We start from the raw sequence: 24469 nt of genomic DNA, 5'->3' as shown, positions 1-24469 counted from the left end.
TTAACTATCAAAAAATAGAATAAAACCTCATAAAGAAAATTTCCAAAAAGTTTTATTTGTTCTCTTAGCGCACAAAATCATAAATTTTTTCTTTAAATAATCTGAGATATGCCAAGACTTTAACTTTCAGCAACCCAGCAAGTCCATATTTTCTTTTGATAATTAAATCAGCATTATGGTTGTCAAATGTATAACCTTTATCAGTGGTTATAGTTTTAAAATACCATGGCGCGATGAAGTTTAAAAGCATATCGGACTTCAATCTATCAAAGACCTTAGCTTTCAACTTATTTGAGTCTACTTGCTTCTGCAGCATTTCAAGGTATATTACACAGAAATTATAAAATATGTTATAACCACCTTTTTTTTCTACTGAAATATTCTCCATAATTTTTTTATTGCAGATAATATATTCATTTTTAACACAGTTAAAAATTATAGATGTATGAGGAAACATTGAATCAACTGAATGAATATCATGCTTCGTGTTGATAAAATCACTCTTCCAGATGGAAAAGGCAGAACTCCAGGTGTTCAAATAACTCGTAGATGCTATGAAATCATTAAATGATTTTACTTCCGTTAGTATTTCTTTCGATTTTAATTCACCGTTGGAGAAAAAAATAATAGGCTTTGCTGTATTGTTACTTTCAACAAGTTCAACTAAATACTTAAAGGATCCCTTGCTGAACATACTGTAATCATTATGTAGCTTTAAAAAATCACCAGTTCCAAACGACAAGGCTTTAACTGAATTGTAAAAACCTTTCAATTCATTCTTGAAGAAGATGATTTTTATTTTCTTATCGCTTAAAGTCTCAATATACTCTTTGACTTCATCATTATCTGAGTTATCAGAAATAACAATCTCATACAGACTTGGGTCTACATCATCATCAATAATAGATTGGATGGTTCTTTTTAAATAATTAATTCTATTTTTTGTTGGTATGCATATTGATAACAATGTCATCAGCTTGTCCCTTGTTAAATCTTTTGCATTCAGATATGACAATAAATGAAAATAAAACGACTATCGAAAATTCCACACATACTGCAACATATGCAACCCCAACATATGAGTATAAACTCGATAACACCAGCAAGCAGGGAAGTCCTATCAGCCCAACTATAATATAACAGTAACCAAATTTCTTACTCAATCCCATAGGTAACAATAGCTGAACACCTAATAGATTAGCAATAGCGACAATAGGTGGAATCCATATTATTATTCCAAGAACAATAGATGAACCTACATGCCCTGCCCCGAAAACAAATTTAATAATATCCTCTGACATTATCGTCACGATGAAACTTACGATCACCATCGGGGTTACAAGAATAAAACCAATTTTTTTAACAAAGTTCAATGCTCTTTCGCGTGACTCCATCATAATTCTATTGCTGCGTGGATATATTGCTTGTGATACGGGACCTATCAACCCCTGGAGAGCTTGCTTCAATTTATCAGCTGCAGTATATATACCAACACTATCCGCCCCCGAGGTAAACCCTAGTATTATTGGAATGCTTGTAGTATATAGGCTTACGAAAAATGAAGAAATGAATATATTCCAGCCAAGTTTCAATTGCTTTTTAATATCATTATAACCAGGAAAAACAAGAACAAGCAATTTCTCATGATAGGCTTTAAATAGTGCAATTATCGAAGCGAAGACCCCGACAACCCCTTGACTTAATAGAGCAATCCAGATGTCTTGTTTTGATTCTACTAAAGAAAAAATAATTACAACACCTACAATTTTAGCTAAAAAATTGCTAATTGCAATCCATTGCATCATTTCATAGCCTTGAAAAAGCCATATTGGATAGAATGTGGTACCAATTACCACCGTATAGCCAATGATAAATAGCATTATGTTTTCGCGAATGATCACATAAAAAGTTGAGCTAATAATAAGAATAAAAAAACCCAATATTGCTATTACTACCTTACAAAACATAACCGAAAAAAACACTTTGGATACTTCATGAATATCATCAACTTTTATCGATATTTGTCTACTTGCCGACAAGTTAAACCCATAATCACCAAAGATAACAAAATATTGTATAACTGCGAGAATCAAACTATAGGTGCCGAACTCACTAATTCCTAAAACCCTTACCAAGTAAGGCACTGTTATTAAAGGTATAAGATAATTTAAACCTTGAATGCTGAACATCGAAAATATGTTTTTAAATAATTTTTTATCTAACATAGTTAAGTTTAAACATCCCTAACATTAATTATTGGAAATAACACTTCCTAGAAACTCTCGAGCCGACTTATCTTTTGCTGAAAGTGCCAAGTCCAAACCATTAATGGGCCATTCAATTGCTAAGTATTCATCATTCCACCGGATTGAATTTTCACTAAGTGGTGCGTAAAAACTAGTCGTTTTGTAAACAAATTCCGCACTGTCGCTCAATACCAGAAAACCATGTGCAAATCCCTCAGGGATCCACATCTGGTGCTTGTTTTCAGCAGAAAGATTCGCTCCTACCCACTGACCAAAGGTTGGCGAACCTTTGCGAATATCTACTGCCACATCAAACACTTCACCCGCTACACAACGTACCAACTTCCCCTGCGCATGAGGCGCAACCTGGTAATGCAAACCGCGAAGAACCCCTTTTGAAGACTTCGAATGGTTATCCTGCACAAACTCCACCTTACGGCCTACTGCTTCTTCAAATACTTTCTGGCTGAAGCTCTCAAAAAAGAAACCTCGTTCATCCCCGAACACTTTAGGCTCAAAAATCAGCACATCCGGTATTTCTGTTCTAATCACGTTCATAGCATTAATACCCTTTTACCATCTTGAGCAGATACTGCCCATATTCATTCTTCGCTAATGGCGCAGCCAGTTTCTTCACCTGCTCTGCATCGATAAATCCTTTGCGATAGGCAATTTCTTCCGGGCAGGAGACTTTCAGGCCCTGACGTTGCTCAATGGTCTGAATAAAGTTGCTCGCCTCAATCAGACTGTGGTGCGTACCGGTATCCAGCCACGCATAGCCACGCCCCATCATCGCCACCGACAGGTTGCCCTGATCCATATACAGGCGGTTGATGTCGGTAATTTCCAACTCGCCGCGATGTGACGGTTTCAGGCTTTTCGCCATTTCCACTACGCTATTGTCGTAGAAATAGAGCCCGGTAACCGCATAGTTACTCTTGGGCTCCAGCGGTTTCTCTTCCAGAGAGACCGCAATGCCGTCTTTATCAAACTCCACCACGCCATAACGCTCAGGATCATTAACATGGTAAGCAAATACCGTCGCGCCGGAGGTCTGGCTTACTGCCGCTTGCAGCTCTTTCGGCAGGTCGTGGCCGTAGAAGATATTGTCGCCTAACACCAGTGCACAGCTATCTTCACCAATGAACTCTTCACCCAGAATAAAGGCCTGTGCCAGGCCATCGGGGCTCTCCTGTACAATGTATTGCAGGTTAAGCCCCCACTGGCTGCCATCGCCCAGCAGCTGTTCAAAACGTGGCGTATCTTGCGGGGTACTGATAATCAGAATATCGCGAATGCCTGCCAGCATCAGCGTGCTGAGAGGGTAGTAGATCATGGGTTTATCGTAGATGGGCAGCAGTTGCTTGCTGACGGCCATAGTGACCGGATACAGGCGGGTTCCAGACCCCCCTGCCAAAATAATTCCTTTACGCATGAGATATCTCTAATTTATATCGGGTTAATGAGGTCAGAGCGCATTAAACGCGGCTAACTCAGCCATCATCCGCTGAACCCCGCGTTGCCAGTCGGGCAAGGTCAGACCAAACGTGTTTTGAAATTTACGTGTATCCAGCCGGGAGTTAAGCGGACGCTGCGCGGGCGTTGGATAGTGGCTGGTGTTCAACGGATGTAACGTCTTCAAGACTAACTCAACACCTGCGTCTTTTGCTTCGGCAAACACGACGTTAGCGTAATCATACCAGGTCGTAGTGCCCGCTGCGGCAAGGTGATATAACCCCGCCACCGACGGATCGCGCATCGCAGCAGTAATAGCATGAGCCGTACAATCCGCGATCAGATCAGCCCCGGTTGGTGCGCCATGCTGATCGTTAATCACTGACAGTTCATCACGCTGCTTCGCCAGACGAAGCATCGTTTTGGCAAAATTATTACCTTTGGTGGCATACACCCAACTGGTGCGGAAAATCAGATGCCGGGAACAATACTGCTGAATGGCCAACTCACCGGCCAGTTTGCTGGCACCATACACATTAAGCGGCCCAGTGGAATCGTCTTCTTCCCAGGCCTGCGCACCTTGTCCCGGAAACACGTAGTCAGTCGAATAGTGAACCAGCCAGGCACTCAGCGATTCGGCCTCTTTAGCAATAGCTTCTACGGTCAATGCATTGACCCGATGCGCCTGCTCAGGCTCACTCTCGGCTTTATCGACGGCAGTATATGCCGCAGCATTCACAATCACATCAGGGCGGATGCTGCGGATCGTAGCGATAATTCCCTTGGTATCAGCAAAGTCACCGCAATATTCTGTTGATGATGTGGCCAGCGCGGTAACGTTCCCCAGTGGAGCCAGCGCACGCTGCAATTCCCAGCCGACCTGGCCATTTTTACCGAACAGCAGAATATTCATGGCTGACGTTCACTGTAGTTCTGTTCAATCCATGACTGATAGGCGCCGCTTTTGACGTTACTCACCCACTCGGTATTGTCCAGATACCACTGCACCGTCTTGCGGATCCCGCTATCAAATGTTTCCTGTGGTTGCCAGTTAAGTTCTTGACTGATTTTAGAGGCATCAATCGCATAGCGACGGTCGTGCCCCGGGCGGTCGGCAACATAGGTAATCTGCTCACGGTAGCGAGTGGCTTTCGGCACCATCTCATCCAACAGATCACAGATGGTTTCTACCACCTCTAAATTCTGCTTTTCGTTATGGCCGCCGATATTGTAGGTTTCACCTATCTTACCCTTTGTTACCACCGTATAAAGTGCGCGCGCATGGTCTTCCACATACAACCAGTCGCGGATCTGATCGCCACGTCCGTAAACCGGCAAAGGCTTACCGTCAAGTGCATTCAGGATCACTAAAGGGATCAGTTTTTCCGGGAAGTGATAAGGGCCGTAATTGTTTGAGCAGTTGGTAATTATCGTTGGCAAACCGTAGGTACGAAGCCAGGCACGGACTAAATGGTCACTGGAGGCTTTTGATGCCGAATACGGGCTGCTGGGTGCATAGGCGGTGGTTTCGGTAAATAATGGCAGCGCAGCTGAGTCATCATTCATCTCGTCCGGATGAGGTAAATCTCCGTAGACTTCGTCGGTGGAAATATGGTGGAAACGGAAAGCCGTTTTGCGCGTAGAATCCAGCCCGCTCCAGTAACTGCGCGCTGCCTCCAGCATGATATAAGTGCCGACAATGTTGGTTTCAATAAAATCAGCCGGGCCGCTGATGGAGCGGTCTACGTGGCTTTCAGCCGCCAGATGCATTACCACATCAGGTTGATGTTCATTGAAAATCGCACTAATGGCATCTTTGTCACAGATGTCGGCCTGTACAAAAGCATAACGCGCATCATTGCTGACACCAACTACGGACTCAGGATTGCCCGCATACGTGAGTTTATCAACGTTCACGACACTGTCTGTAGTCTGCGTAATAATATGGCGAACTACTGCTGAACCAATAAATCCGGCGCCGCCGGTCACTAGAATTTTCACGCCGTCGTTCTCTCTTTGGCTAATATCAATAATGCTAAGAATGCTCGCTGATGGTCATTGGGCCGTCAAACAGCGTGGTGAAGTCACAGTCATTTTTTGCCGTACTTTTATGGCGTATAACATCAACAGGTATACGGTGATGACCAGAATTGTTGTTATCAAATGTGCATACTGTTTCGCCTGGCCACGCTACCGCCACTGGCTGTAGCCACCAGATAGCTGTCTCTTACCTCGTTACACAAGCATAGCCTGACCCTGTCACTCGACGTGCTTTTCATAACCAGATTAGTCCTGGAAATAATCAGACATAAAGCCTCACAAAATCCAGCGCCAATTTTTATACTAAGTACTGGACCATACAAGCCTAATCTCTATTTTTTTGTGGGTTTGACGCTTTCGACATTTAATGGACAATTAAGCAACACTGATAGGTTATTTTCTAACTCACCTTAGCAAGTGCTCCCTTACGCACGCTCTACCTACAGTAACTATTGGAAATATAGAGGGTTAAAATATACCATTGCCACAGCCCACAAACAAAAAAACTCCCAGATCAGGGAGTTTTATACACAAGGGATTTCACGTTTTATTCAACGATACCCATTAGGATTCTTCGACTGCCAGTTCCACGTATCACGCATCATCTCATCGATACCGCGTGACACACGCCAGTCCAGCTCTTTGTCCGCCAGCGAGGCATCCGCCCAGAACGCAGGAAGATCGCCATCACGGCGCGGTGAGATCTGGTAAGGCACAGGCTTACCTGCGGCTTTCTCAAAGGCTTTCACCATCTCCAGCACCGAGTACCCTACCCCGGCACCGAGGTTGTAAGCTTTGTAGCCATCAACCGCAGCAATATGGTCCAGCGCTTTAAGATGGCCTTCAGCCAGATCCATCACGTGAATGTAGTCGCGTTCGCCGGTGCCATCTTTCGTTGGGTAATCTCCGCCAAAGATGCCCAGCTTTTCCAGACGGCCAATGGCCACCTGAGCAATGTACGGCAGCAGGTTGTTCGGGATGCCGTTCGGGTCTTCGCCGATCTGGCCAGACTCATGCGCCCCCACCGGGTTGAAATAACGCAGCGCGATGGTTTTGAATTCCGGGTTCGCTTTGGCATAGTCACGCAGAATCTGCTCAACCATCAGCTTTGAGGTGCCATACGGGCTGGTTGTGCCGCCAATTGGCGTGGTTTCCACATAAGGAACCGGCGCATCAGCACCGTAGACGGTAGCAGAAGAGCTGAAGATAAACTGATTCACACCCGCAGCACGCATCTCTTCCAACAGCACCAGCGTACCGGTAACGTTATTCTGGTAGTACTCCAGTGGTTTGCGGGTGGATTCGCCCACGGCTTTCAGGCCGGCAAAGTGAATCACGGCATCGATGCGGTTACTGGCAAAAATATCGCGCAGGCACGCACGGTCGAGGATATCCCCTTCGCAGAAGGTGGCCGTTTTACCCGTCAGCTTCTCTACGCGGTTAATCGATTCGCGTGAGGCATTGCTCAGGTTATCCAGTACGACAACATCATCACCACGTTGCAGCAGCGATAACACGGTATGGGAACCGATGTAGCCCGCCCCGCCCGTTACTAAAATTGCCATGTTGACTCCTTCAGACCACGCCCGGCGCGGCCATAATCAAATAAGATTACTTCGCCAGAATTTTTTGAATTTCTTCACGGAACTCGCGGCCCTGAGCGTGGTTACGCAGGCCCCAGGTCACAAACGCTTTCATATAGCCCAGTTTACGACCGCAGTCGAAGCTGTCGCCACTCAGCAGGTGTGCATCAACCGGCTGTTTTTTGTTCAGGTTGGCAATCGCATCGGTCAGCTGATAGCGGCCCCAGGCACCCGGCTCAAGGTTTTCCAGTTCTGGCCAGATGTCCGCAGACAATACATAGCGGCCAACGGCAGCCAGGTCAGAATTCAGGGTCTGTGGTTGCTCTGGTTTTTCCACGAATTCGACAATAGAACTGACTTTGCCTGGGAAGTCCAGTGGCTCCTCGGTAGTGATCACGGAGTATTCAGACAAATCCACGTCAGGCATATGATGGGCGAGTACCTGGCTACGGCCAGTCTCTTCAAAGCGTGCCACCATCGCGGCAAGGTTGTAACGCAGCGGATCGGCACTGGCGTTATCCAGCAATACGTCCGGCAGGACCACCACGAAGGCATCATCATGCAGCATCGGGCGGGCACATAACAGGGAGTTTGCCAGGCCCAGCGGCTGTGGCTGACGCACGTTCATGATCGTCACACCCGGCGGGCAGATAGACTGCACTTCACTCAGGAGCTGACGTTTCACACGCGCTTCAAGCAGGGCTTCAAGCTCATAGGACGTATCAAAGTGGTTTTCAACCGCATTCTTGGATGCATGAGTGACCAGGACAATTTCCTTGATACCCGCTGCCACGCACTCGTCGATGATGTACTGAATCATCGGCTTGTCGACAACAGGCAACATCTCTTTAGGAATGGCTTTTGTAGCAGGGAGCATATGCATACCGAGACCCGCAACCGGGATAACTGCTTTAAGCTTGGTCATAGTGTTTCCATATAAATGAAGTAAAAAACGTCCATTGATTATGCATTAAAGAGATGATTCACAAGTATAATCTTAATCTGAAAAATAAGCAGCCAGGGCCAGCAATAAAAAAGGCCACCATCACGGTGACCTTATATTTATTACCGGGTTACAGCCAGTGAGTGAACCATTCCGGCCTGATAAACAGATTGAAATAACTCACCAACGCCATGATCCCGACAAACACCACCGCCACCGACATCCACTGACGAGCATAGGGGATAAATGGAATGCCAATCACCGGTTTGATAAAGAACGGATGGGCAAAGGCAGAGATGAGAACCTGAGAAATCGACAGCGTCAGCGCCACATACCAGACGTTCGGCCAGATCCAGGTGGTTGCCAGTACCAGCACCACGATGATGCTTGCCACCACATTCCACCAGAACTCGACGTTGGTACGGCCGTTAGCCTGAGATATCGCGCCGGTCAGCCCGCCCATCGGACGCAGCATACCGAACAGCAGCATCAGTGGGATCAAATGACCAACCGCCTCGTGTGCCGGGCCGTAAAGCACGCGCACCACCACCGGGGAGAGGATACCAATCGCCAGATACATCAGGCTGCTGAACAGCATGATCATGAAGGTGCCTTTCAGGAACAACTTCTGCAACTGCGCAGGTTCGTGTTGTTGCTCAGCAAAGCGGGGTAGTGCCAGGCGATTAATCACCGGCGTCACCAGTTTCAGCGGTTGCAGCACCAGCTCTTTCGCCAGTGAGTATACCCCGAGCATTTCAGCGCCCATCACTTTACCGACGATCAGGGAGTCGGCCTGAGTACGTAACTGGTTAATCGTCTGTGAGCCCAGCTGATACACACCGTACTTCATCGAGCTGAAGAACGTCGATTTATCAAACTCGAAGGTCGGCCGCCAGGACTTTTCACCAAACCAAATCATGCACAGAATACGCATCGCGGCATTGGCAAACAGGCCGAGGATCACCGCAGAGACATTGAGCGGCGAGTAGTAAAGCAGCCCCACCGTCAGTGCAAAGGCAAGAAACTTGGTGACCATTTCGATCTTCGCCAGCAGCACCATGCGTTTGGCTTTAACGAAATGGGCCTGATACTGCGACAGCGATCCCAGTACCAGGAAGTTAATGCTGGTTAGCATGATCAGCCCGGTGAGTTCCGGAATGTGGTAGAAATGCGCGATCGGCCAGGCAATGGCGATCAACAGCAATCCGGTCATCAGACTGAGTAAAACGTTCACCCAGTAGATGGTGCTCTGCTCCTTGCGGGTGATGTTCTGGCGATGGACGATGTAGCTGCTCATCCCCATATCCTGCAACACCATCGCCACGGCCAGAATGGCGTTAATAATCGCCAGAATACCCAGCTCGTGGGTCTCCAGCTTACGCGCCAGCACCCCAAGCTGTATCACCTGTAACACGGCGGCGAAACAGGTACCACCAAACAGCCATACGGCCTGATTTTTTAAACTACTCACGCTAATTGCTCCAGAATCTCTGCCAGTTCGCGGTAGGCGATATGCTGGTTAAATTCGGTTTCTACCTTGTGCCGTGCGGCCACCACCACCGGTGCGATATCGGCCTCACCCTGTGACAGTTTCAGCAGAATGGCGGCGAGAGCGCTCGCATCGCCTTCCGGTGCCAGCCAGCCGGACACATTGTGTTCAATCAGTTCAGGAATACCACTGTGCTCGCTGGACACCACCGGCAGCCCGACGGCCATCGCTTCCATCAACGCCACCGGTATCCCTTCCATGTCTCCATCCGCTGCGGTCAGCGACGGAAGCAGGAAGATATCGGCTTCATCGAGATAGCGTTTGATCTCTTCCTGCGGCTTAAAGCCGACCATTTTCACGCAGTCAGCCAGATCGGCCGCCGCAATGGTGGCACGCAGTTCCTCTTCGAGGTCACCGTTGCCGACAATGGTGTATTCAAACTGTCCGCCCTGCGCTTTAAGGATTTTGCAGGCATCAATTGCCACGCCCAGCCCTTTCTTCTCGGTAAGGCGCGCCACGGAAAGAATGCGCAGCGGCTGATGGAGAGAATCCCTGATTTTGAGATTAAATTTCTCCGGCTCGATGCCCATGCGCGTTACATGAATCTTCTCTGCCGGGCAGCCCATGCTAATCAGCTTGTTCTCCCACAGGTGGCTGATAGGCAGCAGCAAATCGGTCTGGGTAAACAGGCGTGCATAGTCATCTTTATGCTCGTCGAGGATATGGCGGCGTGAAATATCGGCACCGTGGAAGACGGTCGCCTGCTTGCCCTGCAGAACATTCAGTTCACGCAGTTTATTGGCGAGCGCCCCGGCATAACCGAAGTGCACTAAAAACACATCGGCAACGAACGGGGTTTTGTTGGCGGCCACAATTGCCGGCAGCAGCAGCTTGCTGGATTGGGCGCCATAGCGCCCGATATTGAAGGATTTTAACGTGGCGGTATTGAGGATTTTTGGCAGCACAATTTGCAGACGCTGTTTCAATTTATCCGCATTACTGACCTTCTCTTCTGGCAGCAGATAGTGGGTCTTCTCTGCCAGATGATAACGGTCAAACGCACCGTGTCGATTCACCAGGTCGCCCGGAAAAACCGAAATGATCTCAACGTCGTAGCCGATATCAATAAAATGCGTCACCTGGTTCAGTACGAAGGTTTCCGAGGAAACCGGAAATCGCATCGTGAAAAATGTCAGTTTCATTGGTTCACCCTAAGCGTTTGACCACGTCGTCAGTGATACGGTTACCCAGGATCCGTTCCTGTTCCACAGCCGTATCAACCTGCTGCTTCACCGCCTCATAGTTATCCAGCACATTATTCACCCGCGTGATAATGCTGCCGTCCATCAGACTCTTCACATCGCTGGCCATGTCTGGCAGCCCAAGTTGGTTCATCACGCCCAGAGATTTGTGCTCGTAGTTAATCGCCACCGCTGGTGTCCCAAAGTTCATTGAGATAATTGCGGAGTGTAAACGGGTGCCAATCGTGAGATGGCACTGACCCAGCAGGATACCCAGCTCAAGGTCGTTAAATTCATCCATGATCACGTGGTACTTATCTTTCTGCTCAATATGATCGCTCAGTGTCATTGCCACCATACGGTCATCTTTGTTGTAGCTGTCGATGCCGGTACAGGTGGAGAAGGCGACCACCTGATAACCACGTGCAATCATCGCGTTGATCACACGTCCAAACGCCGCTTCGTACTGCTGCTGGGTCACCCCAAGGCGCTTATCGAAAGGTGCCAGTTCACGCACGGTAATGGCGATCGTTTTTTGCTGGTCAATGACCTGCTGCCAGTGCACCAGGTTATGACCCGGTTCTTCCACCTCACGTGCACGGACCAGGAAGGCGGTATCAGCACCTTTTACCACTTTCCCGGTGGTGATACCGCCCTGCTTCATCATCTCCAGGCTGACGCTTTCGCGCAGCACCAGACTATCGACGCGGTCGAACACGAAGTTCGCAATTTCATTGAAACGCGGCTTCTGGAACGGGCCCACGCTGTGGCCGATCATATGGATCGGTTTCTTCGCCAGCAGCGCACACAGTGAATGCTCAAACTGCAACGGACCGTACAGATCCACAAAGAACGAACCGCCAACCTGGATAATCGCATCGTACTGCTTCAGGTTGTCGCTGAATTCCTGTAAATACTGCGGCACCGGGAACAGCTTGAACACGCCCTTATTCGCGATATGCGCCATCATAATTTTTGGCATCAGGCGGCGTTTGATCTTATCGACGATCTTGTTTTTGCCCTTTTTGGTCTGCAAAAAGAGCGCATCAGGCAGAATGTCTTGCTGGAGCAGGTAACCAGAACTGGTTGGATAACGGCTAATAATGTCGATATCAATATCGTTCCTTGCCAGGTTCAACGAATCAATAATCCCGCGTAAAATAGCGCCATCACCACGATTTCCACATGTATGATTGCCAACTAATAAAATCTTCATAACTACTCCAGAAAAATTTTTGTAATTTTTACAGGCTAACGCCCATCAATGCAGCTGAATCGTTTAAAACAGGCTGCCTGTCCTGCCCGAGGAAAAACAGCCTGATAACTCTGAAATTGCCTGGTCTTAACGGAAAACCGACACTTATTTCAGTGAAAAGTACGGGATGGCGACCTGGCGGCCATTCAGCACGATAGAAACAAAGCCTTCCGGGTGATCCGTATTGACCTGGTCGGCGGTGAGTGGACGGGAAGCCATCAGCAAATCACCCGCCTCATTCGCGCCGATTCCGGCCTTGCCGTTATGCAAGCTGAAACGCTGACTTGCGCGGCTGACATCCTTGCCCGAGGGGGCGTTGCCAAATGCCATTTTGCTGTCGAAACGTGCGCAGCGGCCGGTCTTAAAGCGGTCTTTTGCGGTGGTTTTGATCAACACACCGGCCGACGCGACCCAGCCATCGATTTTGACAAACACCCGCACATCGGTGTCGTGCGGCGTCACAATCATCACATCAAGCACCGGGCTGGCCCCTTCGGCATGCCAGGACGCTTCAAACTTGTGGGTTTTACGTTGCAGGCTGACAATCGCCCTACCGCCGGTGGTTTTGTCACCCACTACTTTGTTGAGCGGCGCATTGCCGCTGCCGTTGCTGAAGGAGGACTGGCCGAAGATTTCAATCTCCCAGGCATCGCCGACATCCGGGGTATAGATATTGCCCAGCTCCACCCACTTCTGCTGGTCGCTGTTGTTTTCGATGCGGAACCGTGAGGTCAGATAGTTGTATTTCATACTGCCATCAACCGCCACGCCGTAAGACTCCACGCGCGTGGAACCGCGTTCCCAGGCGCCCAGCCACTCGCCTTCCGCCAGCGAATTATCAATCCAGCTACCGGCCTGAAGATTGGTCTGACGCATATTGAGACGCGAGTTGTGCGCAATCAGCGGGTTTTTACAGGTTTCCAGGCTCAGCGCATCAATGATCCACTGCCCGTTCGAGATATCACCGGGGAATTCGGTGTGTTCAATCCAGCCGTTGTGGATCAGCGACTGACCGCAGCGTTGCAGGTTCAGCACCTTACCGTCGGTGCAGTATTGTGCATTAAAGTTAGACAGCTCGATGGCCGTGCTGTGATCCCACTTACCCTTAGGTGCATTGGACCAGACAGACTTGATCACGTCGCCGCTACAGCGCAGCGCATACCACTGATCAATTTTGCAGTCGAGGGTATCCATCAGGCTGATCGCCGTGCCGCCAACGCGAACAAACCGCAGGCAGGCGCCACGGAAATACTGGCCGCCTTCGCATTGGTTATCGAAGAAGCCCTGCTTGTTCGGCTGGGTGTCGGTGCGACCGTTAAATTGCAGGTTGCTGACTTCCACCCAGCGGGTGTTGACCTTGAAAATGAAGTCAGAATCGCCGTTGGAGACGATGGTGGTGGCCGGGAAATAGCCAAAGTTCACCATCGCACCGGAGACGCGGAAGAAACGCGTCTGCTGCTGCGAGAAATCACAGGCGCTGACGAAGAAGGTGCCCGCCGGGAATTGCAGGCAGATCTGCTGGTTCGCATCCTGCGCCCACTGATACATCGCTTTGATCGCCGGAGCACTGTCCGTTTTACCATCGGCAATCGCACCGAAGTCAAACAAGGTCAGACGGTTGAAGTCCTCCACCACGCGGCGCCAGTGGTAATCCGCACCGGAGGAGATCGTTACCCCTCCGTCGTCTTTGGCGGCTTCCAGTGTGCCAACGAACTCACCGCCGCCCACTTCCAGCCCCTCATGCCAGCTTTTCAGCTTAATTTTAGCGCCACTAAACAGCGGGCGCGTTTTACGCAGATCGTCAACCGAAGGAATTTCACCAATCAGCTGATATCCGGCAGGTTGCGCCAGACGCTGGCTGAAATTATTCGCGCCACGGGTTACATCCGGAATATTAAACAGCGTATTTCCGGCATCATCGACCACCGCCATAGAGTGCGAAGGATCGGCAATCAGTGCTGCATTGTCAGCGATAAACTGCTCAAAGTTGCCCTTATTCAAGGCAACGGGCTGCTGTACCTGTGACAGTTTGCCAGAGGCATCGCGCAGATAGAGGTTAATCAGATTTCCGGATTGGGTCGGGTCCGTACCCGCTTTACCGATAAACAGTTTACCGTTGAAATTCTTCCAGAACTGGTCTGGCATGGTGTAGACATTCTCTGGCGTCAGAATCGGCACATCGCCTTTCGGCAGCTCACCGGGTGTAATCCCTTTTAACGCCAGAGAGGGATCGCTTTTCGCCGCCGCACTGGAAATAGAGCTGACAGAGAGTCCGGCAAGAATCGACGAGAACGCCGTGAGTAATTCTCTTCTTTTCATTGGTGTTATCCCATGGTCAATTTTTTGGAGCCTGCAAAGCAGGCAGGAAACGGATGTCCAGAGATACTCAATTGGAACCTGAACCGCCCTTACACCAGGGACAGCCAGCTCTCTTTAATCACGCGGCCGTCAAATTTAAGGGCCGTGGTTTGGGTACTGGCGCTCATCGCATAGAACAGGTCATCGTCATGAGCAAGCTGGTTCATACTGGCAATGAAATGGGCTTTGTCGTTCATCGCCACCAGGAAACCATCCTGCTGATGATTAATAATTTCCTGCGGCCCGGTCGGGCAATCGTACGCGACAACAGGCAGTGACCAGGACTTGGCTTCCAGCAACACCAATGGCAGACCTTCATAGCGCGACGTCATCAGCGCCATATCGCTGTCGCGGTAGTAGTCGTTGATATTACTCACCCGGCCAACGAAATTAACGCTGTCGCTGATGTTCAGCTTTGCTGCCTGCGCGATCAGTTCATCTTTCAGCTCACCGTCACCGGCAATCACCAGCGTCCAGTCAGGATTGCTGGCAACAAAGCCCTGCCAGACATCCAGCAACAGGTCGAAACCTTTTTGATGATCCAGACGTCCGACCGCCAGCGCCTGATAGTGCCGCGTTGTGCGCTGAAGATTTTTGTACACCACAGGATTGGGGATGGTTTTGCTAGCGATATTCCAGCCGTTGAACACCTGATGATCTTTATCGGTCAGTACGATCACGCGGTCGTAATAACGCAGCATCAGGTACTTGAGGAGTTTGATCGGTTTACTGAAGGAGTTAATCGCCACATGTTCACAGGCATAGACGCGGGCGGTTTTCTTTTTGAGGGTCATCATGCTGTAGAGCGCAAACATCACGCTCAGGCGCCCCATGCTGATCAGAAACACCGCGTCAAACTGCTGCTGCTGAATCTGCTTCACGGCGGCCTTAAGCGGATTTTTTTCGCCAGCGAAGCTGACGATCTGCTGTACCTGGCTGAAAGGATAAAACGGTTCTCCCGACCCTTCCAGTGAATAGATGGTCACCTCATGCTGCTCACCGAAGCACTCTGACATGAAGTTACAGATATTCTCAGTTCCGGCATAGGAATACGCATCCTTGATGACCAGTACGATTCTTTTCATTATTTCAGCCACCTCAGATCAGCGATGTTTTAAGGTAAACAACACGCCATTAACCATGTACCAGACGTAGTAGTAATAAACCTTCAGCGGGTTATTTTTATAAATGTACTTGAGTAAATCGAGGTGCCATTTCGCTGCTTTATTTTTATTACGCGACAGGGAGTCCCCCATTTCATAATAGGTCACCAGATTTTTATCAATCACCCGCGCCTGCTTGTACTGCTCGAACAGCTCATAGAGGAAGAGAAAGTCTTCATGCCCTTTCTTCTTAAACAGCACCTGACGCGCCGGGCGACGATAGCAGACAGAAGAGAAGCAGATACGGAACTGCTTTTTAACGAAGTTATCCTTCAGCAACACAGGGTTACCGTAACGGACCTCGTAGGATTTCGTGCGTGACTGATAGTGATAATGACTGATCACCAGGTCATCACCGGCCGCCAGGCAGGCGGTTTGCAACATCAGCTTATCGCTGGCCCACTCATCGTCACTGTCGAGGAAGGCAATAAACGGCTCCGTCGCGGCTTTTAATCCCACGTTGCGTGTTTCTGCTGCACCGAGGTTGACGTCATTGCTGAGAAGAGTAATCCGCGGGTCAGTACAATGCTGCTGCACAAATTCCAGTGAGTCATCGGTGGATTTATCATTAATCAGATAGATCCGCCAGTCGGTATACGTTTGATCAATCACCGACTGCACCGCACGCAAAACGGTCGCGCGCGCATTGTACATCGGGATAATAATCCCTACCGTGCCGATTTGATTATTCATCTGATACCCTATTTTTATTACGGGTCAGGCATGCCTGACCCCTACGAAATATATCTGTCGAAGATTACGGACCAGGCAGGCCTGACCCCTACGAAATATATCTGGGGAAACGTAGGGGCGAGGCACGCCTCGCCCGCTGGCGTTAAAAAAGACGGAATAACGGTGCAATGCTGTAACCATTGATGGACTGCACTGACAGAATGGTGTTGTACGCCAGATAATAAGAGGTCATGGCAAACAGCAGCCCAAAGTTAAGCAGCGTGTGACGGATACGCATCATCAAAAACGCCAGCAATAACGGTTCACAGTGCAGGAACAGGTTCCCGACTCGTCCACCGATAATGGAGAAGTCCGAGAAAATGATACGCACGGCGGCACCGGCCGAGTAAGCGATAAACAGAATGTAGGCAATACGGTCTTCTTCTTTAATCGGACGGTTAAAATAAACCACGGTAAAGAAGGCAATAAAGGCGATGTTTTTTAAGTTCGCCAGACCAAAGACCGGTGAGGCGGCATCAAATACCGTCCCGCTGTAGCCCATCGCTCGGTCCCCGATCACCGGAACAATCCCCAGTGAGTCCAGGAACAGCTTTTTCCCGCCGATCAGCCCCAGCGGGATCGCCGCCAGTACCATCGCAATACCAAAGTATTTACGCTCACGCAGGAACAGGAACGGTAACACCATCAGTACCGCATAGCCGGTTGAGTGTGACTGGGTGCTGAACGCCAGAAAAACAAACGCCAGAAAATATTTACGCCCGGCGGCCGAACAGATGCAGGCCACCGCGAAGGCGCTGGAAAGCCCGAAACGAATCTGGTTCATATCCTTGTTGATGAACAGGTGCGCTGAGTAAAGGCACAGCGAACAGAGGATCAACGGTGAATACTTCTTAAAAATCCAGGCATTGGTTGATACGGCAATAAAACTGATGAACAGCAGGAAAAAGTAGCTTTCATGGGTGAACCACGACAATATCCATGCCAGTAACATAAACAGGTTTTCGTAACGGTAAATATCCGCCACGGTTTCATAACCACTGATACTCGACTGACGGGAAAAATCGTAGAAGAAACCCAGATACTGCCAGTCATCAATACCGGAGTTGGGGCCCCTGAAGCCCGCAAACATAATCAAAGCCACCACCGCGATAAAGAAGAAGTAGGTGGTCACGCGCTTCATTTTTGGCTCATTCGCCTGGTTAATCGTCGCCAGTTCAAAGAAACATAAAATCAGAATGCTGTAACTGACTATCCAATATATTGCCATAGTGTTTCCCACCCAATTATTATTCTTCTGCTCACGTTACTTCCCTCCGAGTTTTGCCCGAAGTTTGTCTTTCACACGATTGAGGAAGTAAGTGCGGTTATCTTTATTGGTTAAGAAAAAGTAGCGGGCAAAGCTGAGGCTGGCCTGGAACGACTTACCGTCCATCTTATAACGCAGCGGCAGTTTGTACGCTTTATAGGTGTGAACATCACGCCGGGTGAGATACGGCTTCATGTTGTCGAGCCAGAAGAAGGAATACTTCACCGACTCGCCTTTATGTTTAGAACCAAATTTGGTGACCAGATGGTAGTTGGCTAGCGGCTGGTCAATCATCACAAACTCGTAGCCGAGTTTGTCAGCACGGATGCAGAAGTCGTAGTCCTGGTGACGGATATACTTCTGATCAAAGCGGATATCCTGCGCGTATTCACGTTTCAGCACAATGGTGCTGGTCTGGATAAAGCCATAGCAGCCAAACAGATACTCGGCCACGGTTTCATGGCGCCCCACCTGCTGCAATGGCAACACCTTCAGGAACTGCCCATCCTGAATAATATTGACCTGGCTGTAAATCACGAACTTCTGCTTGCCCTGCCCTTCCAACTGATGAATCAGCTTCAGGGTCTCAGTCAGCTTGTCTTTGTGCCACTCATCATCCGCATCAAGGAAGCTGATGTAATCGCCCGTTGCCAGTTCGATACCTTTGTTACGCGCACCGGAGCCGTTCAGTTTTTCCTGCGACAGCACCAGATTAATCTTCAGCTGGCGGTAACGCTCTGACTGCACCAGCTCGGCCAGCTTATCGGCGTCAGCCGATTTATCATCAACGATGATCACTTCGAAATTCTGGTAACTCTGCGCCGCCACACAATCCAGCGTGGTTACAATAGATTCGGATGCATTATATGCAGGAATGACGATCGAAAAGAAAATATCCTTCATTACCAGGCACCTTTTAAACGGTTACAAACAAACACTCACCAGAAAAAAAGGAACCTTTACCCTTTCGGTATAAAGGTTCCTCAGGGATATTAGCTCTTTGCATCCTGCTTATAGCTGTAGTCGTAATAGTCATAGCCGTAACCATAGGCATTAGCTGACTTACGTACTACGGCGTTGAGGATCACCCCTTTAATATCGATACCGTTCTGGGCGAAACGTTTGTAGCTGATTTCCACTTCCTTAAGGGTGTTGGTTTCGAAACGCGCCACCATCAGGGAGGTTCCCGCCAGCTTGCCGATAATAGACGCATCGGTCACAGCCAGAATCGGTGGGGTATCAATTAACACCAGGTCATAGTGCTGACTGGCCCAGTCAAGCAGCTCATTCATGCGGCTGTGCATCAGTAGCTCAGACGGGTTAGGCGGCACCTGACCACGCGCAATAAAATCAAAACCGTAATCACCGCGCTGGATCAGATCCGGGGTAAAGGGTGTCTTACCGGACAGAATGTTCGACAGACCCGTTTTACTGTCAGCACCCAGCAAATCATGGGTGTAACCGCGACGCATATCGCCATCGATAAACAACACTTTCTGACCGGCTTTCGCCACCAGCGTTGCCAGGTTAGAACAGATAAAGGTTTTACCTATTCCCGGGCTGGCACCGGTAATCATCAGAATGTTGTTTTTCGCTTCCATCATGGCGAAGTGCAGGCTGGTGCGCAGGCTGCGGATTGCTTCGATGGAGAGATCCGTTGGATTGCCCAGTGCCAGCAGCGTGTTGTGCGGGTCTGTTTTACCTTTCAGGTTACGTTTCGCCAGTGCTTCGGCATCTTTCTTACGCTGCCATTCGGAAAGCGGTACGCTGGCATACACGCTCAGGCCCAGCTCTTCCAGCTGTTCAGGGTTATCAATGCCATGATGGAACAGGGCTTTCAGCAGCACCAGACCCACCGATACCACCAGGCCTGCCACCAGACTGGCCAGAATCAGTAACAGTTTTTTCGGTGCGACCGGCGTACCAGCGGTTTCCGCATGGTCGATGATGCGAACATCACCTACGGTGCTGGCCTTACTGATGCTCAGTTCCTGCTGACGATTCAGCAGTTGCATGTAGATTTCCTGCCCTGCCTGCACATCACGCGTTAAACGCACAATTTCCTGCTGAGTCTGCGGCATCTGGCTGATTTTGCCGTTCAGCTTTTTCTGCTCACCTTCCAGCGTGGCGCGTTTTTCCAGCAGGGCGCGGTAGGTCGGGTGATCTTTCTTGAACAACTGTGACACTTCCGCTTCACGGAAAGTCAGTTCGTTCAGCTGTGTCTGAATGCTGACAGAAGAGTCGAGCGCAGACTTCGCTTCCAGCGACACATCGACGGAGTCATTCTGGCGACGGAAGGTATTCAGCTTGTCTTCTGCGACATCCAGTTTGCTGCGAACATCAGGCAGCTGGTTCTTCAGGAAGGCCAGACTCTTCTCGGCTTCTTCAGATTTGCGCTCAACGTTCTGATACAGATAGTTATTAATCACCTGGTTCAGCACCTGGCTGATCAATACTGGATCTTCACCGGTATAGGTCAGGCCCAGCACGCCGGTGTCCTTGCCCATATCCGCAACGGTCAGGTTGTTGTAGATCAGTTTGATGGCCTGCAGGTCACTCAGTTTAGACACGGTGAAGCTGGTGCCTTCTTCTGCCTGAATGTCGCTGACCAGCATGGTGACATCGCCGTGCTGTTCAAACTGGCCGACTTTACCTTTAAACAGCTCATCGCCGTCTTTGCTGACGGTGTAGCTGTCCGGCCCATCGACTTCGACCGTTAGCTGGCGTTTATCCCAGATAGCCGGCACTTTCAAGCGAGAAATGGCTATCTGCTGCGGCTTATTGCCCATCATGCGTGACAGGCCTTTACCGATCACCGGGAAATAATCCTCCTGCACCAGCACATCAAGGCCGAGATCTGCCACCGTTTTCCCCAGCACCATACGTGAGGTAACAATTTGCACTTCAGTCGCTGACGCAGGTTGTGCATTGGGCATCATCTGCGACAGGTCATTCAACACGGTGTTGGCATTTTTCTGCTCAACCTGCACCATGGCATCCGCGCTGTAAATCGGCGTGGCGAACAGGCTGTAAAGCGTGCCCATCAACATAAATAACGCCGTAACCGCAACGATTATCCAGCGATGGTCAATGAACTGTCCCACAAGATGCGCCAGATCGAACCCGTTTGAATCGTCTTGAGGCGCTGACGGTGCCTTACTTTTTATTTTCATGGAAGTCCCAACTATCGGCTTAATGCGTTGACCCATTTCTGGGCAGCGTTTTCAAGGATTCCGTACACGGCCTCAAAGGCATCGCGGCTTTTCTTATACGGGTCGGCGATTTCCTGCTGATTGATCCAGTGTCCAAACAGCATGGTTTTGCCACGTACGGAAGGGTTGATGCGGCAGACCTGGTCGACATGTTTTTTTTCCATCACCAGGATCAAATCGTAATCCCGGCACATGCCCGACGTGAGTTGCTGTGCCACATGCCCTTGCAGTGACACACCATTTTCACCGGCCACGCTGCTGGCAGTGTCGTCAGCAGCGTGGCCGACCATGGCCCCCAATCCCGCGGATGCGATATTCTTCTCAGGTAGTGCGGATTTCAGCAGTCGTTCCCCGGTGGGGGAACGGCAGATATTTCCGATACAAACAACTAAGATTGAATTAATCATAATGTTTCCCGGCGGTTACCAGTTATGAAGCGTCTGCACGGTACGTGTCGCATCGTAAACACCGCTGATGGTCGGAACGAGCTGTGAAATCACGCGGTTCCAACGGGTGAGCGGCGTAGAAGTGACATAAACGATGTCATAAGGTTCTAACTGGAACTCGGTACCCATTACCATCGCGGCGGCATCTTTAGTATTGAGCTGATAGATGTTGGCGATTTTGCTGCGGTTAGGTCCTTTAGTTGGACGAATCACGAAGACACCCGTTGCATCAGCAGCGGCCTGATCCATGCCCTGAGCATTACCCAGCGCTTCCGACAGCGTCATGCCGCTGCGGTCCATTTTCAGTGTGGCCTGCTGTTTCACTTCACCCATAACGAACACTTTGAGGTCGTCATTACGCGGCACATAAAGAATGTCGCCAGGGTACAACAAATGGTTTTGCGACAGGTCACCGTTCTTCATCAGCGCCTGTAATGAAATAGGCTGCTCGCGGCCGTTGTGCGTCAGCACTACGTTTCGCCAGTCGGCGTTGGCGGTTAACCCGCCCGCGGCGTTGACGGCATCAAGAATGGTCAACGGCACGTTGGTGATCGGCTGCTGGCCAGACGTCGTCACTTCACCGGTCACATAGGTTTTCTGTGATTTAAATGAGGCAATGCTGACATCGACCTGCGGGCTTTCAATGTACTGGGACAGGCGGCGGGCGATCTCATCACGGATTTCCTGCACCGTGCGACCCGCTACACGCACTTTTCCGATATACGGATAGAAGATCGTGCCATCGGAATGGACCCAGTTACCGGTGTCGCTGGCGCTACGATACTGACCAGATGGGGTTGTCAGTTCCGGGTGATCCCAGACGGTCACCGTCAGAACATCACCGACCCCGATACGATACTCATAAGCCTGCAACTCGCGCTGCAGCGCTTCATTCGCCTGTGCCACAACCGGTTTTGGTCGCATGCGTTCAACCAGGCCCGGCGTCAGCGGGAAGACATTAACGTATTTGTCGATGTCAAAATCACTGTCCTGTTGCTTGACAACATCTTTACCCGTGGTGGAAAGGTGGCTGCCCGGCTCGATGGTACAGCCGGAAAGGAACGCTGCTGAGACCAGCAGGGGTATCAATTTAGTTTTGATTTTAATCATCTGGTTTATCGCTATCAGTAATTTGAATGTGAATGGCGAGACCGCCGCTGTGTAGCGTCTAAAAGTTGCTAATACTGCAAATCAGGTACTTATTTGTAAGGCCCCCTGCTTTGTTTTAATAAGCCCCATCCCGTTTCAGAACCACACCGACGGTTTTGAACAAGATGGCGATATCGTTCCACAGTGACCAGTTTTTCACGTACCAGGAGTCGAAGTAGACGCGCGTTTCGTAATCAACATCATTACGTCCGCTCACCTGCCACAATCCGGTCATGCCTGGTTTAGCCATATAGTAGTAATCCACATCACCCGCATAGCGTTCCAGTTCGGCTTCAATCACCGGACGTGGCCCCACCAGACTCATTTCACCGCGCACGACATTCCATAACTGCGGTAATTCATCAAGGCTGGTTTTACGGATAAAATGTCCAACGCGGGTAATGCGCGGGTCATTTTTCAGCTTAAAGTCTTTATCCCACTCTTCACGCGCTGCCGGGTCAGTGCGCAGCACCTCTTCGAGCACCTCTTTCGAATTCACCACCATGGAGCGGAACTTCAGACATTTAAATTTGCGGCCTTTGAAGCCAACGCGTTCATGACCATAAATAGGGGCACCACCGTCGCGGGAAACCATAAATATCAGCGCCGCTAATGCAGGCAACAGCATAGTGATAATCCCCAGCGCGCCAACGATATCGAAGGTGCGTTTCAGGAAGCGCGAGGTGCGCTTGGCGAGATTGTTGTTCACGCGCAGAATCATCACTTCATGGCTAAAGATGTATGCCATATCTGTGCCATAAAGTGGCACACCACGCAGTGAAGGGATGACGGATACTGAACGGCAGTTATGTTTGGCCAGATTCTTCAGCCACAGATCGCGTGACTGGCTCTGCTCATATTCCACTGCCACGATAAACTGCGTTTCGCTGTTCACCATTGCCCACAGCGTCTGCTCGTCTTTCACAACCGGGATACCGAAGAGTTCATGAGCGGGCTGGCTGCCATCGACATCAAAGAAAGCCACCACATCAAAGCCCATCACTTCTTCGCTTTGCAGCGCCTGATACGCTTCTTCGGCATTTTTACCACTGCCTAAAATAATCGACTGCTTTTTCCACAGATTGTTTCGATTAAGCACGCGTTTCACAACGGCACGACCCACCGGGATCATCACCATCGCCAGCAACCAGGTTAATACCCAAATCCAACGGGACAATTCCCATTTAGATAATGCGCTGATTGAAAGTGCAATAATCGAAAATACTAAGACGGTTCTGAAGACTTCTTTTAACTCAAACCAGAAGGGTTTGCGGTAAGTGTAATGGCGTAATCTCACCCAGAACCATCCCACACAAACAACAGAAAGGAGAATATGTGTAACAATAGTCAATTTGAAATCGATGGCAGGTATATCCGACAGAATATCACCTGGAAAACTATTAATGAGCAGAATGGCCACAGCCAGTGCCGCATTAAAACAGATGAGATCTGAGAGAGCCAATGACAGTTTTATTAACAACCCTTTAAAGGTAAATTCAATATCGCGCATAGTTAACTCGTAATTTTTATCTTAGGAAGCCTGTGTTTTATTGGTCTCTGACCTGGTGAGATGAGTATTTAATCAACACATCAGTTATTACACAGGAAACTTATTTAGGGAGTCTGACAAAAAGGTCATCGTAGCTGGCATAGCGGCTAGAGATTTTGGCAAGAAAATCAACATGAACGTTTACTGTTCCGCGGCGCTTCCTGAACAGTCTCAAGACTCGTCAGGACACGCTACCGCCCCTGGCTTGTAGCTGCCAATGCGCTGTAATGTTGCCATTTCATGTTGTTCACCTGCCATTTTAAGCGTCAGGTTTTAGCGTTTTTATCGACGGAAATGCGTCATCATTCACATAAATCAACATTTAATCCGTCAGTACTGCG

At 49.5% G+C, this 24469-nt stretch carries 20 protein-coding genes; all 20 read right to left on the bottom strand.

Going from position 1 to position 24469, the window contains the following annotated elements; genetic code table 11:
• Window positions 1-64: 64 nt before the first annotated feature.
• The 20 genes from FVB43_RS06920 to wbaP all read right to left on the bottom strand — a co-directional run bounded on the left by FVB43_RS06920 (window position 65) and on the right by wbaP (window position 24089).
• Complete coding sequence (locus FVB43_RS06920; protein ID WP_167863641.1) at window positions 65-973, bottom strand: glycosyltransferase family 2 protein; 909 nt, start codon at window positions 971-973, stop codon at window positions 65-67.
• A complete protein-coding gene (locus FVB43_RS06915) occupies window positions 936-2225 on the bottom strand; it encodes a flippase (RefSeq protein ID WP_167863640.1) in 1290 nt (429 codons plus the stop codon). The genes FVB43_RS06920 and FVB43_RS06915 overlap by 38 nt, the downstream gene beginning before the upstream one ends.
• A gap of 24 nt (window positions 2226-2249) precedes the next feature.
• Window positions 2250-2804 carry a dTDP-4-dehydrorhamnose 3,5-epimerase gene (gene rfbC / locus FVB43_RS06910; RefSeq protein WP_167863639.1) on the bottom strand — a complete coding sequence of 185 codons (555 nt, stop codon included), beginning with the start codon at window positions 2802-2804 and terminating at the stop codon, window positions 2250-2252.
• Window positions 2805-2808: 4 nt separating this feature from the next.
• On the bottom strand, window positions 2809-3681 hold the full coding sequence (gene rfbA / locus FVB43_RS06905; RefSeq protein ID WP_133841540.1) for a glucose-1-phosphate thymidylyltransferase RfbA: 873 nt from the start codon (window positions 3679-3681) through the stop codon (window positions 2809-2811).
• Between the two features lie 33 nt (window positions 3682-3714).
• Window positions 3715-4614, bottom strand: a complete 900-nt coding sequence (gene rfbD / locus FVB43_RS06900; RefSeq protein ID WP_167863638.1) for a dTDP-4-dehydrorhamnose reductase — start codon at window positions 4612-4614, stop codon at window positions 3715-3717.
• Window positions 4611-5702, bottom strand: coding sequence for a dTDP-glucose 4,6-dehydratase (gene rfbB / locus FVB43_RS06895; protein ID WP_167863637.1), 1092 nt, complete (start codon window positions 5700-5702; stop codon window positions 4611-4613). Before rfbB ends, rfbD begins: the two co-directional genes overlap by 4 nt.
• Window positions 5703-6292: 590 nt before the next feature.
• Window positions 6293-7306 carry a UDP-glucose 4-epimerase GalE gene (gene galE / locus FVB43_RS06890; protein WP_133841537.1) on the bottom strand — a complete coding sequence of 338 codons (1014 nt, stop codon included), beginning with the start codon at window positions 7304-7306 and terminating at the stop codon, window positions 6293-6295.
• Window positions 7307-7352: 46 nt separating this feature from the next.
• Window positions 7353-8249, bottom strand: a complete 897-nt coding sequence (galF, locus tag FVB43_RS06885) for a UTP--glucose-1-phosphate uridylyltransferase GalF (protein WP_133841536.1) — start codon at window positions 8247-8249, stop codon at window positions 7353-7355.
• Between the two features lie 148 nt (window positions 8250-8397).
• Window positions 8398-9738 (bottom strand): lipopolysaccharide biosynthesis protein, encoded by a 1341-nt coding sequence (locus FVB43_RS06880; RefSeq protein WP_167863636.1) that lies wholly within the window; start codon window positions 9736-9738, stop codon window positions 8398-8400.
• On the bottom strand, window positions 9735-10958 hold the full coding sequence (locus tag FVB43_RS06875) for a glycosyltransferase (RefSeq protein WP_159336332.1): 1224 nt from the start codon (window positions 10956-10958) through the stop codon (window positions 9735-9737). Before FVB43_RS06875 ends, FVB43_RS06880 begins: the two co-directional genes overlap by 4 nt.
• A 4-nt stretch (window positions 10959-10962) precedes the next feature.
• Window positions 10963-12213, bottom strand: a complete 1251-nt coding sequence (gene wcaK, locus FVB43_RS06870; protein WP_133841533.1) for a colanic acid biosynthesis pyruvyl transferase WcaK — start codon at window positions 12211-12213, stop codon at window positions 10963-10965.
• 144 nt (window positions 12214-12357) lie between these two features.
• Window positions 12358-14571, bottom strand: a complete 2214-nt coding sequence (locus tag FVB43_RS06865) for a phage tailspike protein (RefSeq protein ID WP_133841532.1) — start codon at window positions 14569-14571, stop codon at window positions 12358-12360.
• 89 nt (window positions 14572-14660) lie between these two features.
• Window positions 14661-15695: a glycosyltransferase family 4 protein gene (locus FVB43_RS06860; RefSeq protein WP_133841531.1), complete on the bottom strand. Its 1035-nt coding sequence runs from the start codon at window positions 15693-15695 to the stop codon at window positions 14661-14663.
• A gap of 18 nt (window positions 15696-15713) precedes the next feature.
• Window positions 15714-16466: a glycosyltransferase family 2 protein gene (locus tag FVB43_RS06855; RefSeq protein WP_133841530.1), complete on the bottom strand. Its 753-nt coding sequence runs from the start codon at window positions 16464-16466 to the stop codon at window positions 15714-15716.
• 142 nt (window positions 16467-16608) lie between these two features.
• Complete coding sequence (locus FVB43_RS06850) at window positions 16609-17733, bottom strand: EpsG family protein (protein WP_133841529.1); 1125 nt, start codon at window positions 17731-17733, stop codon at window positions 16609-16611.
• A gap of 36 nt (window positions 17734-17769) precedes the next feature.
• Window positions 17770-18675 carry a glycosyltransferase family 2 protein gene (locus FVB43_RS06845; RefSeq protein ID WP_133841528.1) on the bottom strand — a complete coding sequence of 302 codons (906 nt, stop codon included), beginning with the start codon at window positions 18673-18675 and terminating at the stop codon, window positions 17770-17772.
• Window positions 18676-18764: 89 nt separating this feature from the next.
• The gene (gene wzc / locus FVB43_RS06840; RefSeq protein ID WP_133841527.1) at window positions 18765-20945 is read right to left on the bottom strand and encodes a tyrosine-protein kinase Wzc; all 2181 of its coding nucleotides are present in this window, start codon (window positions 20943-20945) and stop codon (window positions 18765-18767) included.
• 11 nt (window positions 20946-20956) lie between these two features.
• Window positions 20957-21391, bottom strand: coding sequence for an arsenate reductase/protein-tyrosine-phosphatase family protein (locus tag FVB43_RS06835; protein ID WP_133841526.1), 435 nt, complete (start codon window positions 21389-21391; stop codon window positions 20957-20959).
• Window positions 21392-21406: 15 nt separating this feature from the next.
• The gene (locus tag FVB43_RS06830) at window positions 21407-22540 is read right to left on the bottom strand and encodes a polysaccharide export protein (protein ID WP_133841525.1); all 1134 of its coding nucleotides are present in this window, start codon (window positions 22538-22540) and stop codon (window positions 21407-21409) included.
• A gap of 115 nt (window positions 22541-22655) precedes the next feature.
• Window positions 22656-24089, bottom strand: coding sequence for an undecaprenyl-phosphate galactose phosphotransferase WbaP (gene wbaP, locus FVB43_RS06825; protein WP_133841524.1), 1434 nt, complete (start codon window positions 24087-24089; stop codon window positions 22656-22658).
• Window positions 24090-24469 lie beyond the last annotated feature (380 nt).

Source organism: Erwinia rhapontici (assembly GCF_012271765.1).
Classification (GTDB): domain Bacteria; phylum Pseudomonadota; class Gammaproteobacteria; order Enterobacterales; family Enterobacteriaceae; genus Erwinia; species Erwinia rhapontici.
The sequence above is the reverse complement of the archived record's forward strand: the minus strand, read 5'-3'. Positions and strand labels throughout refer to the sequence as shown.

Coding starts and splice junctions, on each gene's coding strand:
- FVB43_RS06920 (WP_167863641.1), bottom strand. CDS start 973: ATGACATTGTTATCAATATGCATACCAACAAAAAATAGAATTAATTAT.
- FVB43_RS06915 (WP_167863640.1), bottom strand. CDS start 2,225: ATGTTAGATAAAAAATTATTTAAAAACATATTTTCGATGTTCAGCATT.
- rfbC (WP_167863639.1), bottom strand. CDS start 2,804: ATGAACGTGATTAGAACAGAAATACCGGATGTGCTGATTTTTGAGCCT.
- rfbA (WP_133841540.1), bottom strand. CDS start 3,681: ATGCGTAAAGGAATTATTTTGGCAGGGGGGTCTGGAACCCGCCTGTAT.
- rfbD (WP_167863638.1), bottom strand. CDS start 4,614: ATGAATATTCTGCTGTTCGGTAAAAATGGCCAGGTCGGCTGGGAATTG.
- galE (WP_133841537.1), bottom strand. CDS start 7,306: ATGGCAATTTTAGTAACGGGCGGGGCGGGCTACATCGGTTCCCATACC.
- galF (WP_133841536.1), bottom strand. CDS start 8,249: ATGACCAAGCTTAAAGCAGTTATCCCGGTTGCGGGTCTCGGTATGCAT.
- FVB43_RS06875 (WP_159336332.1), bottom strand. CDS start 10,958: ATGAAACTGACATTTTTCACGATGCGATTTCCGGTTTCCTCGGAAACC.
- wcaK (WP_133841533.1), bottom strand. CDS start 12,213: ATGAAGATTTTATTAGTTGGCAATCATACATGTGGAAATCGTGGTGAT.
- FVB43_RS06865 (WP_133841532.1), bottom strand. CDS start 14,571: ATGAAAAGAAGAGAATTACTCACGGCGTTCTCGTCGATTCTTGCCGGA.
- FVB43_RS06860 (WP_133841531.1), bottom strand. CDS start 15,695: ATGAAAAGAATCGTACTGGTCATCAAGGATGCGTATTCCTATGCCGGA.
- FVB43_RS06855 (WP_133841530.1), bottom strand. CDS start 16,466: ATGAATAATCAAATCGGCACGGTAGGGATTATTATCCCGATGTACAAT.
- FVB43_RS06850 (WP_133841529.1), bottom strand. CDS start 17,733: ATGGCAATATATTGGATAGTCAGTTACAGCATTCTGATTTTATGTTTC.
- FVB43_RS06845 (WP_133841528.1), bottom strand. CDS start 18,675: ATGAAGGATATTTTCTTTTCGATCGTCATTCCTGCATATAATGCATCC.
- wzc (WP_133841527.1), bottom strand. CDS start 20,945: ATGAAAATAAAAAGTAAGGCACCGTCAGCGCCTCAAGACGATTCAAAC.
- FVB43_RS06835 (WP_133841526.1), bottom strand. CDS start 21,391: ATGATTAATTCAATCTTAGTTGTTTGTATCGGAAATATCTGCCGTTCC.
- FVB43_RS06830 (WP_133841525.1), bottom strand. CDS start 22,540: ATGATTAAAATCAAAACTAAATTGATACCCCTGCTGGTCTCAGCAGCG.
- wbaP (WP_133841524.1), bottom strand. CDS start 24,089: ATGCGCGATATTGAATTTACCTTTAAAGGGTTGTTAATAAAACTGTCA.